The 13,393-nt window shown below is 66.8% G+C and carries 11 protein-coding genes; 7 read left to right on the forward strand and 4 right to left on the reverse strand.

All coding sequences use genetic code 11. From position 1 onward, the window contains the following. Window positions 1-4 precede the first annotated feature (4 nt). On the reverse strand, window positions 5-1,480 hold the full coding sequence (locus tag AWC12_RS05120) for a gamma-aminobutyraldehyde dehydrogenase (RefSeq protein WP_085172768.1): 1,476 nt from the start codon (window positions 1,478-1,480) through the stop codon (window positions 5-7). Between the two features lie 123 nt (window positions 1,481-1,603). Here AWC12_RS05120 and AWC12_RS05125 point away from each other — a divergent pair, with 123 nt between their 5' ends. The 4 genes from AWC12_RS05125 to AWC12_RS05140 all read left to right on the forward strand — a co-directional run bounded on the left by AWC12_RS05125 (window position 1,604) and on the right by AWC12_RS05140 (window position 5,068). Then, window positions 1,604-2,125, forward strand: a complete 522-nt coding sequence (locus AWC12_RS05125) for an Lrp/AsnC family transcriptional regulator (RefSeq protein ID WP_024448966.1) — start codon at window positions 1,604-1,606, stop codon at window positions 2,123-2,125. Beyond that, on the forward strand, window positions 2,122-3,510 hold the full coding sequence (locus AWC12_RS05130) for an aspartate aminotransferase family protein (protein WP_024448967.1): 1,389 nt from the start codon (window positions 2,122-2,124) through the stop codon (window positions 3,508-3,510). The genes AWC12_RS05125 and AWC12_RS05130 overlap by 4 nt, the downstream gene beginning before the upstream one ends. Window positions 3,511-3,603: 93 nt before the next feature. After that, window positions 3,604-4,602, forward strand: coding sequence for an SMP-30/gluconolactonase/LRE family protein (locus AWC12_RS05135; protein ID WP_024448968.1), 999 nt, complete (start codon window positions 3,604-3,606; stop codon window positions 4,600-4,602). 166 nt (window positions 4,603-4,768) lie between these two features. After that, window positions 4,769-5,068 carry a hypothetical protein gene (locus AWC12_RS05140; protein WP_024448969.1) on the forward strand — a complete coding sequence of 100 codons (300 nt, stop codon included), beginning with the start codon at window positions 4,769-4,771 and terminating at the stop codon, window positions 5,066-5,068. Between the two features lie 112 nt (window positions 5,069-5,180). Here AWC12_RS05140 and AWC12_RS05145 read toward each other — a convergent pair whose 3' ends face one another. Further along, window positions 5,181-6,071 carry a LuxR C-terminal-related transcriptional regulator gene (locus AWC12_RS05145; RefSeq protein ID WP_085173099.1) on the reverse strand — a complete coding sequence of 297 codons (891 nt, stop codon included), beginning with the start codon at window positions 6,069-6,071 and terminating at the stop codon, window positions 5,181-5,183. On the opposite strand from AWC12_RS05145, the gene AWC12_RS05150 reads away from it, so the two are divergent. Both AWC12_RS05150 and AWC12_RS05155 read left to right on the forward strand, forming a co-directional pair. After that, window positions 6,070-7,758: an AMP-binding protein gene (locus tag AWC12_RS05150; protein WP_085172770.1), complete on the forward strand. Its 1,689-nt coding sequence runs from the start codon at window positions 6,070-6,072 to the stop codon at window positions 7,756-7,758. The two genes, AWC12_RS05145 and AWC12_RS05150, sit on opposite strands and share 2 nt — an antisense overlap. After that, window positions 7,758-9,371, forward strand: a complete 1,614-nt coding sequence (locus tag AWC12_RS05155; protein WP_085172772.1) for an AMP-binding protein — start codon at window positions 7,758-7,760, stop codon at window positions 9,369-9,371. Before AWC12_RS05150 ends, AWC12_RS05155 begins: the two co-directional genes overlap by 1 nt. 335 nt (window positions 9,372-9,706) lie before the next feature. Here the strand turns inward: AWC12_RS05155 and AWC12_RS05160 are convergent, their stop codons facing one another. After that, complete coding sequence (locus AWC12_RS05160; protein ID WP_085172774.1) at window positions 9,707-10,894, reverse strand: metallophosphoesterase; 1,188 nt, start codon at window positions 10,892-10,894, stop codon at window positions 9,707-9,709. A 222-nt stretch (window positions 10,895-11,116) separates the two neighbouring features. On the opposite strand from AWC12_RS05160, the gene AWC12_RS05165 reads away from it, so the two are divergent. After that, entirely contained in the window at window positions 11,117-12,343 is a 1,227-nt protein-coding gene (locus tag AWC12_RS05165) for a D-alanyl-D-alanine carboxypeptidase family protein (protein WP_024448974.1), read from the forward strand. Here AWC12_RS05165 and yhjD read toward each other — a convergent pair. Further along, window positions 12,340-13,380: an inner membrane protein YhjD gene (gene yhjD / locus AWC12_RS05170; RefSeq protein ID WP_024448975.1), complete on the reverse strand. Its 1,041-nt coding sequence runs from the start codon at window positions 13,378-13,380 to the stop codon at window positions 12,340-12,342. The two genes, AWC12_RS05165 and yhjD, sit on opposite strands and share 4 nt — an antisense overlap. Between the last annotated feature and the right edge of the window lie 13 nt (window positions 13,381-13,393).

A 13,393-nucleotide genomic window follows, 5' to 3' on the forward strand; every position in this document is an offset into this window, starting at 1 on the left:
CAGGCTACCGCTTGGTGAAGATCGTTCGGTGCCAAGCTTTGTCGACCGTGCCGGTGATATCGCTCATCACGTGCTTGATCGACAGGTACTCCTCGAGTGAGTACTGGCTCATGTCCTTGCCGAAGCCCGACGCGCCGAAGCCACCGTGCGGCATCTCCGAGATGATCGGGATGTGGTCGTTGATCCACACACAGCCGGCGTGGATCTCGCGTGAAGCCCGTTGTGCGCGATACACATCCCGCGTCCACGCCGACGCCGCCAGACCGTACTTCGTGTCGTTGGCCTGCCGGATCGCATCGTCGTCATCGGTGAACGACCGTGCCACGAGTACCGGACCGAAGATCTCGTCCCGCCATACCTCGGACTGCTCGGACACATCGGCGATCAGCGTCGGGCGGTAGAACGACCCCGGGCCGTCGGGCGCGAGCCCGCCCGTGACGATCCGTCCGCCCTCCCCCGGCGCTCGCTCCACCATGCCGGCCACCTTCGCTCGGTGCGCCATCGAGATGAGCGGACCGAGGTCAGTGTCGGGATCCTGCGGGTCCCCGATGACGATCGACGACATCACCTCGGCAACCCCCGCCACGAAGTCGTCGTAGAGATCCCGGGCCACGATGGCGCGCGTCGCCGCCGTGCAGTCCTGGCCCGTATTGATGAGCGCCCCCGCCACCGCACCCTGGATCGCCGCGTCCAGGTCGGCGTCGTCGAACACGACGAACGGCGCCTTGCCGCCGAGCTCCAGCTGCGTCCGGTGCCCATGAGCCGCTGCGGCCAGCATTACCTTGCGGCCCACCGGTGTCGACCCGGTGAACGTCACCATGTCGACGTCGGCATGCCCGGCCAGCGCGGTCCCGACATCCACGCCGGCGCCGGTCACCACGTTGAACACCCCGTCCGGCAAGCCGGCCTCCGACGCCAGACGGGCGAGGGTGAGCGTCGTGAGCGGGGTGATCTCGGCGGGCTTTATCACCACGGAGCATCCGGCGGCCAGCGCCGGGAGCACCTTCCACACCGCCATCTGCAGCGGGTAGTTCCATGGCGTGATGGTGGCGACGACGCCGACGGCCTCACGCCTGATCGACGACGTGTGGTCGCCCGAGTACTCCGCCGAGGCCTTACCTTCCAGGTGCCGTGCGGCGCCGGCGAAGAAGTCGATGTTGTCGACGCTGCCCGGCACGTCGAACTCGGTGGCCAGCCGCACCGGCTTGCCGGTCTGGCTGACCTCTTCGTCCACCAGCGCCGCGGACGCCTCGTCGGCCAGCTTCGCGAGCTTGGCCAATACGGCCGACCGCTCGGCCGGGGTGGCCCCGGCCCAGCCAGGAAGCGCCGCACGCGCCGACGACACGGCCCGGTCGACATCACCCGGCTGCGCCAGCGCGAACTCGGCGACGGGCGCGCCGGTCGCGGGGTTGATCACGGTGTGCTGCGCGCCGCCGGTCTTCACCAGGGCGCCGTCGATCCAGCTGCTTGCCACGGTCATGGGGCCAAACCTAGCGCGCCCGACCGCCGGAAGCTACGCATTACGTCAGCGGCGGCTATACCGAACGATTGATTTCGCCGTCGTGGTTGCTTGTCACGACGGATTCCGTGCACAATCTCAGGCATGGCTAACCCCGGGTTACCGCATGCCGTCGGACCCGTCTCGTTCCGTGTCAATCAGTCTCGCCCGGGCGCCGCTTTTCAGCTCGATGAACTGTCCAAGGCGATCATCGAGAAGCTGCAGCAGGACGGCCGACGCTCCTACGCGGGTATCGGCAAGGCCGTCGGACTCTCGGAGGCCGCAGTGCGCCAGCGCGTTCAGCGCATGGTCGACGCGGGCGTCATGCAGATCGTCGCGGTGACCGATCCCTTGCAGCTCGGCTTCGCGCGTCAGGCCATGATCGGCATCAAGTGCACCGGCGACACCACCAAGATCGCCCAGAAACTCGCCGAGATCGAATCTGTCGACTACGTCGTGCTGACCGCGGGCTCGTTCGACGCCATCGTCGAGGTCGTCTGCGAAGACGACGACAGCTTGCTCGAACTCCTCAACACCCAGATCCGCGCGCTACCGGGAGTGATATCCACCGAAACCCTTGTCTATTTGAAACTCGTTAAGCAGCAATACAATTGGGGCACACGATGACCATCATTTCCGAAACCGATCAGTCCACGACCTCCGCCATGGGCGCCACAGCCAATCGCCATCTGTGGGGTCACTTCGCACGCCACGGCGCAGGCATCACCCCGACGATCATCACCCGCGGTGAAGGCGTCCACATCTGGGACAGCGAAGGCAACCGCTACATCGACGGACTGTCCGGCCTGTTCGTCGTCCAGGTCGGGCATGGCCGCGCCGAACTGGCCGAGGTCGCAGCCAAGCAGGCCGAAACCCTGGCGTTCTTTCCGCTGTGGTCGTTCGCGACTCCGCCCGCCATCGAGCTCGCCGAACGGATCGCCAACTACGCGCCGGGTGATCTGAACCGCGTCTTCTTCACCACCGGCGGCGGCGAAGCCGTCGAAAGCGCCTGGAAGCTGGCCAAGCAGTACTTCAAGCTGACCGGCAGGCCCGGCAAGTACAAGGTGTTGTCGCGGTCCATCGCCTATCACGGCACGCCGCAGGGAGCGCTGGCCATCACCGGCATCCCGGCGTTCAAGGCGCCGTTCGATCCGCCCACCCCCGGCGGTTTCCGCGTGCCCAACACCAACTTCTACCGGGCTCCGGAGCAGTTCAGCACCGACCCCAAGGCGTTCGGCCGCTATTGCGCCGACCGGATCGCCGAGGCGATCGAATTCGAAGGCCCCGACACCGTCGCCGCGGTCTTCTTGGAGCCCGTGCAGAACGCCGGCGGCTGCTTCCCGCCGCCGCCGGGTTACTTCGAACGGGTCCGCGAGATCTGCGACGAATACGACGTGCTGCTGGTTTCCGACGAGGTGATCTGCGCCTACGGCCGCATCGGATCGATGTTCGCGTGCAACGACTTTGGTTATGTTCCTGACATCATCACCTGCGCGAAGGGCTTGACGTCGGGGTATTCGCCGATCGGCGCGATGATCGCCAGCGACCGGTTGTTCGAGCCGTTCGACGACGGGCAGACGGTGTTCGGGCACGGTTACACCTTCGGCGGCCATCCGGTCTCGGCGGCAGTCGCGCTGGCCAACCTCGACATCTTCGAGCGTGAGGGCATCAACGACCACGTCAAGCAGAACGCTCCGGCCTTCCGGGCGACCCTGGAGAAGCTCTACGACCTGCCGATCGTCGGCGATGTCCGCGGCGAAGGCTTCTTCTACGGCATCGAGCTCGTCAAGGACAAGGCCACCAAGGAGACCTTCAACGACGACGAGTGCGAGCGATTGCTGCGCGGCTTCCTCACCCCCGCCCTGTTCGAGGCGGGGCTGTACTGCCGCGCCGACGACCGCGGCGACCCAGTCGTGCAGCTCGCGCCGCCGCTGATCAGCGGGCAGGCCGAATTCGATGCCATCTACGACATCCTGCGCAACGTCCTCACCGAGGCCTCGGCCCGGATGTAGCACCTCCGCCGAAACTGCATTCCGTGCGGCCGAAACGCGCTCGGGACCGCATGGAATGCAGTTTCGGGGATTGATGGCTCTACCGTCGTTGTCGTGGGCTCTTCGAAACCGCCGATCGATCCGGTGCGCTGGCAGGCACCGCCGGTCGAACCGCTCCCTGAGTTCCCCGGCGCCGACCTTGCTCTGATCGACGTGCCCGGCGGCGATCCGGAGGACGTCGTCGTCGACAGCGCCGGTCACCTCTGGGTCGGCGCCCGCAACGGCAACATCGTGCGGTTTCGTCCGGACGGCACCGCACCCGAGGTGATCGCCAACACCGGCGGCCGACCGCTCGGCCTCGGCTTCGCGCGCGACGGCCGACTTCTGATCTGCGACAGCCCCCGCGGACTACTCGCCCTCGACACTGCGACCGGCCGTATCGAGACGCTCGTAACGTCGATCGCGGGACGCAGGCTGACGTTCTGCTCCAATGTCACCGAAACAGCCGACGGCACTGTGTATTTCACTGAGTCCACCAGCGCGTTCGCCATCGACTGGTACATGGGAGCGATCCTGGAGGCGCGGGGCCGCGGCGCACTGCACCGCCTCAATTCCGACGGCACTGTCACCACGCTGGTCGACGGTCTGTATTTCGCCAACGGCGTGACGCCGACGGCGGACGGTTCGGCGCTGGTCTTCGCCGAGACGCAGGGCCGCCGGTTGTCGAAGTACTGGCTGACCGGACCCCGGGCCGGATCAGTGACGCCGTTGGCCGTGCACCTGCCCGCGATGCCCGACAATTTGTCGACCGGTGCCGATGGCCGGATCTGGTGTGCGATGGTTACGCCGGCCAGTCCGCTGGCCGACCGGCTCGCTGCGGGGCCACCCTTGATGCGCAAGCTGATCTGGCGCCTGCCCGAACGTCTGCAGCCCAAGCCGGAGGCCGTGGTGTGGGCCGTCGCGTTCGACCCCGACAGCGGGCAGGCCGTCGCGGGGATCACGATGACCCATCCCAACTTCTGCATGGCGACAGGCCTGGTCGAGGCGAACGGCCGGCTCTGGCTCGGAAGCATCGGCGGGCCCCACCTCGGTTGGGTGCCGCTTCCTGCGTGACCTCGAGCCCCGAGATCGCCGCTGCGGCATCGAACACCACATCTAGGGGATAACCCCCAGACCGATTACTGCCAAGAGACATCCAAATCCTGCCACGTGAAATGAACCTGGGGGGTCGCGGGTTTATCACTGCAGAACCGATCAAAAGGGAAGAGCAGGAACCAAAATGAAGAACTTTGCGATCGCCACCACAGCCGGAGCTGCCCTCACCGCCGGGCTTTTCGCCCTGGCCGCCCCCGCCGCAGCCGCACCCAGCGGCGGCGACGCCCAGGAGACCATCAGCCAGCTTGAGGCCGACGGCAACCGCGTAATCGTCAACCGCCTGTCCGACACGCCGTTGTCGCAGGCCACGGTGGTCGGCGTGAACCCGGGCGCCGACATCCGCTCCACTGTTCAGGGCACCGGCGACAGCAGCGCACAGCAGCAGACGATCACGGGCAAGGTCTACTACGTCAACGTCCGCTGAGCGGACAATCGACAGAAGTCCGCTGAGCGGACAATCGAGCCGACGTGCGGTAATCCCGAGACTCAAAGGGGCGCCTCCCACTCCCCCCGCCGGAGGCGCCCCTTTGCCATGTCTAGGGGATCAACCGCAGGCGTCGGGCCTTGGACACCGATTCGTATCGCGTGTGCGCCCCGAGTTTGGTTGCGGCGCTGCGCAAATAGCTCTTGACGGTTTCGGGCTTCAACGAGAGTCGCCGGGCCGCTTCGGAATTGGTGCAGCCGAGCGCCACCTGGGCGAGGACGTCGAGCTCTCGCGGTGTCAGACCTGGACCGCCAGGGTCCGGGTCATCGTCTCCGGACAGTTTGTCGGCCAGCACTCGAAGCCGGTCCTGTAGTGCGGCCGGCGCGGAGACGGCCAGCTGCCGCAGTTCGGCGTGCACCTCCCGGATCTGCTCGGCACCCACCGCTGCGCTGTTGGCCAGATGCGCCTCCCGCCATCGCAGCCGCCGGTCGACCTCGTCACGAATGCGGATCTCGTCGCTGAGCCGTTGGGCCGCTTCCACCACCAGATCTGCCGCGCGTCCGCCGAACGGGGCCCCGGTCCGGTACGCGCCGTACAGCATCGCCCGGGCCCGCCCGTCGACCAGGACCGGGACGGCGAGCACCGACCGGATGCCCTCCGAGAGCACCGGACCGTCGTAGTCGTGGGTGATCGACGACGCGGTGCGGTAATCGGCCACCGCGAGCGGACGACCGGCGACCATGCTGGCCCCGCCGAGGCCTGAGTTCGACCGGACCGCCAGTCCGCGCAGCCCGCCGGTCCGCACCCCGTGGTACTCGGAGATCAACAGCGTGTCCCCGTGCACCTCCCCGCCGAACATCACCGGTAGGTCCCCGAGGACCGCGACCCGCCGCAGCTCGGCGCGCAGCGCATCGCCGTCGCGGGGCCGAAGAAGAGCCACGGAGCCGGTACCCACTTTCGGGGGTAGTGGACGGACGAGTGTGACCTGGATCCTATTAGGCATGGCCACCAACACCGATCTCTTTCGCTCTGCCCGGGACCACCTGGTCGACGTCATGGCCGACTACGACACGGCTGTTGCCACCTTCTCGTGGCCCGAGCTGACCGGCCCGTTCAACTGGGCGACGGACTGGTTCGATGCGATCGCGCGCGGCAACGATCGGATCGCGCTGTGGATCGTCGAAGAAGACGGCACCGAGGAGAAGGTGACGTTCGATGAGATGGCCCGGCGCTCCGACCAGGTGGCGACATGGCTCGCCGGCCTCGGGGTCGGGAAGGGTGACCGCGTCATTCTTATGCTCGGCAACCAGACCGAACTGTGGGAATCCATGCTGGCCGTGGCCAAACTGGGCGCTGTCATCATGCCGACCACGGGCGCGCTCGGCCCCGCTGATCTCGCGGATCGCATCGAGCGGGGCGGGGCGGGCTTCGTCATCGCCAACACCGGCGACGCCTCCAAGTTCGACGCCGTACCCGGGCACTATGTGCGCATCGCCGTCGGTGGCGCAGTGTCCGGCTGGCACTCCTACAGCGACGCCGCCGCCGTCGATGCCGCGGCGCACGACCCGAACACGACGGTCGACGATCCACTGCTCGTCTATTTCACCTCCGGCACCACCAGCAAGCCCAAACTTGTGGAGCACTCCCAGATCAGCTATCCCGTCGGCCATTTGACGACGATGGCGTGGATCGGCGTGAAGCCCGGTGACGTGCATCTGGCGATCAGCTCCCCCGGCTGGGCCAAGCACGCGTGGAGCTGCTTTTTCGCGCCGTGGATCGCCGAGGCGACGATCTTCGTCTACAACTACGGCCGCTTCCACGCGCGGGAGCTGCTCGAACAGATCCGGCGGGCGGGCGTCAGCACGTTCTGCGCACCGCCCACGGTGTGGCGCATGCTCATCCAGTCCGACCTCGGCGAGCGTCCCGCCGGCTTGCGAGAGGTGCTCGGCGCCGGCGAACCGCTGAACCCGGAGGTGATCGGTGCGGTCGAGCGGGCCTGGGGATTGACGATTCGCGACGGGTTCGGCCAAACCGAGACCACCCTGCAGATCGGCAACACCCCCGGCCAGCGCGTCAAGGCGGGATCGATGGGCCGGCCGATGCCCGGCGTGCCGGTCGTTCTGGTGGATCCGCTGACCGGGAAGCTCGCCGACGAGGGCGAGATCTGCCTCGACCTCGCGAAGAAGCCGCTGAATCTGATGACCGGATATCTGGGCGACGACGACCGCAACGCACTCGTGATGCGTGACGGCTACTACCACACCGGTGACGTCGCCAGCCGTGACGCCGATGGCTACATCACCTACATCGGCCGCACTGACGACGTCTTCAAGTCCTCGGACTACAAGGTGTCCCCGTTCGAACTCGAGAGCGTGCTGATCGAGCACCCGGCTGTCGTCGAGGCCGCCGTGGTGCCTCAACCGGACGACACCCGGCTGGCGGTACCCAAGGCGTACATCGCACTGGCCGAAGGATGGGCCGCCGACGTCGAGACCGCCAGGGCGATCCTCGAGCACTCACGGGATCACCTCGCCCCGTATCTCAAGGTGCGGCGTGTCGAGTTCTCCGACTTGCCGAAGACGATCTCGGGCAAGATTCGCAGGGTGGAGTTGCGCCGCCGCGAAGAGGAGGCGCATCGCGATGGTGAGACGATCGACACCGAATATCGATACGAGGATCTGGTGCAGTGATGAAGTCCTACGACGCGGGCCCGACCGAGACCCCGATTCTCGAAGAGACCATCGGGGCCAACTTCGAGCGGATCGCCGCCACCTATCCCGACCACGAGGCACTGGTCGACGCACCGAGCGGACGGCGCTGGACCTACGCCGAGCTCGATGCCGAGATCGACACGGTGGCAAAGGGTTTGATGGCGCAGGGGATCGAGCGCGGTGACCGGGTGGGCATCTGGGCGCCGAACTGCCCGGAGTGGACGATCGTCCAGTACGCGACCGCGAAGATCGGCGCGATCCTGGTGAACATCAACCCCGCATACCGGACCCACGAACTGCGGTACGTGCTCGACCAGTCCGGGGTCTCGACCCTCATCTCGGCCACGCAGTTCAAGACGTCCGACTACGTCGCGATGGTCGACGAGGTGCGATCCGATACCGTTGCGCTGCAACGCGTTCTGTTCATCGGCACCGCCGACTGGGAGAAGCTGCACACCGCGGCTGATGCGGTCGACGACCGGGCGCTGCGCGCGCGCAGTGCCGAGCTGTCCAACACCGACCCGATCAACATCCAATACACCTCGGGCACCACGGGATTCCCCAAGGGCGCCACGCTGTCGCACCGCAACATCCTCAACAACGGCTTCTTCGTCACCGAGCAGATCCGCTTCGGCCCCGGCGACCGGCTGTGCATCCCGGTGCCCTTCTATCACTGCTTCGGCATGGTGATGGGCAATCTGGGGTGCACGACGCATGGTGCGACCATGGTGATCCCGGCGCAAGCCTTCGATCCCGGACTGACCTTGCAGACCATCGAAAAAGAGAGGTGCACAGGGGTTTACGGTGTTCCGACGATGTTCATCGCGATGCAGAACCACGTCGACTTCCCCCAGCGCGACCTGTCGTCGCTGCGCACCGGCATCATGGCGGGCGCGGTGTGCCCCGTCGAGGTGATGAAGCGCTGCATCGAGGAGATGCACCTGACCGAGATGTCGATCGCCTACGGGATGACCGAGACGTCGCCGGTGTCATGCCAGACCCTGTTCGACGACGACCTGGAGCGGCGGACGTCGTCGATCGGTCGCGTCCACCCCCACGTGGAGGTCAAGATCGTCGACCCGGACACCGGGGTGATCGTCGAACGGGGCGACCCGGGCGAGTTCTGCACGCGCGGCTATTCGGTCATGCTGGGGTATTGGCGCGACGAGGAGAAGACTGCCGAGGCCATCGATGCCGACGGCTGGATGCACACCGGGGACCTGGCGGTGATGCGCTCCGACGGGTACTGCAACATCGTCGGCCGCATCAAGGATCTGGTGATCCGCGGCGGCGAGAACATCTATCCGCGGGAGATCGAGGAGTTCCTGTACACCCATCCCGATATCGAGGACGCCCAGGTGATCGGTGTGCCCGACGAGAAGTACGGCGAAGAGCTGTGTGCCTGGATCCGGATGCGGCCGGGCCGCGACGCACTTGACGCCGCCGCGCTTCGCGAATTCGCCTACGGCAAGCTCGCCCACTACAAGATTCCCCGCTACGTGCACGTCGTCGACGAGTTCCCGATGACCGTCACGGGCAAGATCCGCAAGGTCGAAATGCGAGAGGTGAGCGCGCGCCTTCTCGGCCTCTAGACACGAAGAGGGGCGCCCCCACCACCTGGGGCGCCCCTTCCGCGCGGTTAGACCACCTTCAGCGGTGGGTTCAGCGTGCGGGACTGAAAAGCCGGATGCCGTCGCATCGCTTCTTCTCGTTCGCGGGACCGCCGCTCTGCGGCTTTCCACGCAGGATGGGTGTCGAGTCGAACAACAACGGCGCCTGTTTCCGTCATCATCCAAGCCCCTCTCATTGAACGCTGTGTCTGATGCAACGCTGTGTTCTTTAAGGGTGCTGGCCGCTCCTGAGCGTCATGACCAGGATTGACCGTGAAGTTGCTTAGAAAATGCCCCCTCAAATGCACATGTAAACCTCAGCCACCGACAAGTTCGATCACGCTGATGTCCGGCGGTGCGCCCACCCGCACGGGGGGCCCCCAGAACCCGGCGCCGCGGGAGACGTAGAGCTGGGTGTCCTGCACTGTCGACAGTCCGGCCAGCGACGGCGCAGCCAGCTCGACGGCGTAGTGGAAGGGCCACATCTGGCCACCGTGGGTATGACCGGACAGCTGCAGATCCACGCCGCGCGCAGCGGCCTCGGTCACCTGGATCGGCTGATGGGCGAGCAGGACCGTCGGACCGTTCGGGCTCACGCCGTCGAGCGCCCGGTCGAAGTCGGGCGGATCGTTTCGTTCCTCGCCGGCGATGTCGTTGACGCCCGCCAGGGCGAACGCGGCTGCGCCCCGCGAGATCCGCGTGTTCTCGTTGCGCAGCACATCCAGGCCGAACCGTTCGAGCTCCCGGATCCAGGAGGCGGTGTCGTCGACGAAGTACTCGTGGTTGCCGGTCACGAAGAACGCACCTTCGCGCGTCACCAGATCCTGCAGTGGCTCGGCGGCGGGCCCGAGTTCCTCCACGGTGCCGTCGACCAGGTCGCCGACGACAGCCACCAGGTCGGGTTCGGTCTCGTTGATCATCCGCACGATCCGTTCGGTGTGGGCACGCCCCAGCAGCGGACCGAGGTGGATGTCGGACACCACCGCGATGCGGAAATTGTCGAAGGCCGGGTCGAGGCGGCGCAGCCGTACCGGGATGCGAAGGACGTCGGGCGGCCCGAGCGCGCGGGCAGCACCGAACCCGGTCACTCCGACCGCGGCCACGCCGGCGGTCACAGCAGCGGTGCGGGCCAGGAACATTCGCCGGTCGACGGCGCGTCGCTGCGGCTCCTCGGAGGTCACGGGTGCCTCAGGGTCGGTGGCGGCCGGGCCGCGCGTGACCCATCGACGCAGAGCCAGCCGCACCGGCTCGAGGACGAGCGTCGCAAGGAACAGATAGGCCAGCAACCCGAACCACAGATAGCCCGGCCACGCGAACCACCCCGATTCCTCGACACCGAAGACGCGGGGCACGAACAGCGTGGCGATCAGCAGCAGCAGCAGCGCGGCGACGAGCGCGGACAGCAGCAGGCGGGAACGGCCGGGACGGGTGGTGTCCCTGACCATTCGTTTCCAGACGTAGGCGTGCATGAGCAGAAGGACGGAACCGAGAACAAGAATGAACATGCACGCCCTTCACGCGGCTCACAGGAAACCACCAGCCTAGTTGGGCTAACGACCTGCGCCGGAATTGCATTCCAGCAGGGGTTTTGCGAGTGAACGCCTGCTGGGACCCAATTGCTGCGGGCGGTGACGGTACCCCGGTGAGTCACATTTGAAACTCTGACCCCACCAGTCACCGCGTGGCTCACCGATCAAAGGCCGCCCATCGCCTACTGTGCGCAGACGATGGGCACCTTACGGACTGTCGTGACGCGGTCATCCGCGCTGGTCATCGCGTCGATGCTGGCCATGGCGCCGGTCGCCGCCGCGCAACCCGACCCTGCACTCGACGCCAACACCTGCCCGTACCGGGTGTCGACGCCGCCGGCGGTCGACGCGTCCGAAGTCCCCAAGCCGGGCGACCCGACTCCCGGGCCGCTTCCGGTTCCCGCCACCCCGATGGGCGGCGACGCGCTGGCCGGCTGCGGCATCATCACCGCACCCGGAGCACCGCCGGCGCCTGGCGACGTCTCCGCCGAAGCGTGGCTGGTCGCCGACCTCGACACCGGCGACGTCATCGCCGCCCGCGACCCGCACGGCAGGCACCGCCCCGCCAGCATCATCAAGGTGCTGACCGCAATGCAGGCGATCACGGACCTGCCGCTGATGAAGACGGTCCCGGGCACGGCAGAGGACGCCGCCCAGGAAGGCACCAAGGTGGGTGTCGGCGAAGGCGGCATGTACACCGTCAACGACCTGCTGCACGGCCTGCTCCTGTACTCCGGCAACGACGCCGCCCACGCGCTGGCCATGCAGATGGGCGGCATGCAGACCACCCTGAACAAACTCAACGTGCTGGCGGGCAAGTTGGGCGCGAAAGACACCCGGGTCGCCACCCCGTCGGGGCTCGACGGTCCCGGCATGAGCACCTCGGCCTACGACATCGGACTGTTCTATCGGTACGCGTGGCAGAACCCGGTCTTCACCGACATCGTCGCCACGCGGGCATCGGAGTTCCCAGGCCGCGACGGTGCCGGGTATCCGATCGAGAACGACAACAAGCTGCTCGCCAACTACCCCGGCGCGATGGGCGGCAAGACCGGCTACACCGACGACGCCGGCCAGACGTTCGTCGGTGCCGCCAACCGCGACGGCCGCCGCCTGGTCGCAGTCCTGATGCGCGGTACGCGGCAGCCGATCGCTCCGTGGGAGCAGGCAGCGCGCCTGCTCGACTACGGCTTCGCGTCCCCTCCCGGCACCAAGGTGGGCACCTTGGTCGAGCCGGACCCGTCGCTGCGCGGCACCGAAGCGGACGCCGCCACAGCGGCATCGGCGACGAAGACCAATGCCAATGCCGTCCTGCCCGACGTCGACGCGATGCCGGTCCGGATCGGCGTCGGCGTGATCGGGGCAGTGATCGTGTTCAGCCTCATCATGGGCGCACGGGCGCTCAACCGGCGCCCGGCCCGCTAGCGTTTACGTCGCGAAAAGCTCAGCGCACCGAGTGCTCCCAGTGCGGCTGCGGTAGCAGCCTGCCAGATCTGCAGACCCGGCCGCGCAACGATGCGGTTGTTGATGATCGCGGGCGGCGGCGCCGGAATCTCGTCCTCGCGCATGTTCTCCGGCGTCGTCGCCGCCCAGCACGTCGAGAACAGGATGAGCCGAGACGTGATGTAGGCGAACACCATCAGGCCGAGCACCGGGCCGAACGTCGCACCGGCCGGCCCGGTCAACACCGACCGCAAGTAGATCGACGCGACCAACTTGAACACTTCGAACGCGACAGCGGCGAGCAACCCCGCACGCACGCTGCTGCGGAAGCTGATCGATTCCCGGGGCAGCCTGGCGATGATCCATGTGAACAACAGCCACGACACCAGGATCGACACCGCGATCGACGCCATCCGCAGCACCACCGACAGCACCGGCGAGTCCGGAAACCCCAACCAGTTCAACACGTTTTCCATCACCGACGAGTTGCCGAGAGCGGACAGCGCCAGCGTGACCACGATGGCCAAGAACGTCGACAGCAGCGCTCCCAGGTCCGAGAGCTTCGTGCGGATGAAGCCGGGGGCCTCATCGCGGAACAAGCCCCACATCTGGCTCAGTGCCTCACGAAGATTCGCCATCCACCCGAGACCGGCCCACGCTGCGGTCGCCAGCCCGATGACGCCGACGGTGCTGCGAGATTCGATCGCCGAATCCATCAGGGTGATGATCTGCTGGCCGAGATCTCCGCTGAACGTCGTGCGGATCCGCCCCTCCACGTCGTCGAGCAGTTCGGGCTGGCTGGCCAGCACGAAACCGGCGATCGCGAATCCGACCATCAGCAAAGGGAACAGCGCAAAGATGGTGAAGTACGTGATGCCCGCGGCGTAGAAATCGCCCTTGCAGTCGTTGTAGCGCCCCTGCGCGCGCATCACATGGTCGAACCAGGGCATCCGTGCCCGCAACCTGTCGAGGAAGCCCGGCTTCTCCTCGGGGTCGGCCGTCGCGGGTTGCGCTGTCATCCGACCCCCTGTG

This window comes from Mycolicibacterium iranicum (genome assembly GCF_002101705.1).
GTDB classification, from domain to species: Bacteria; Actinomycetota; Actinomycetes; order Mycobacteriales; family Mycobacteriaceae; genus Mycobacterium; species Mycobacterium iranicum.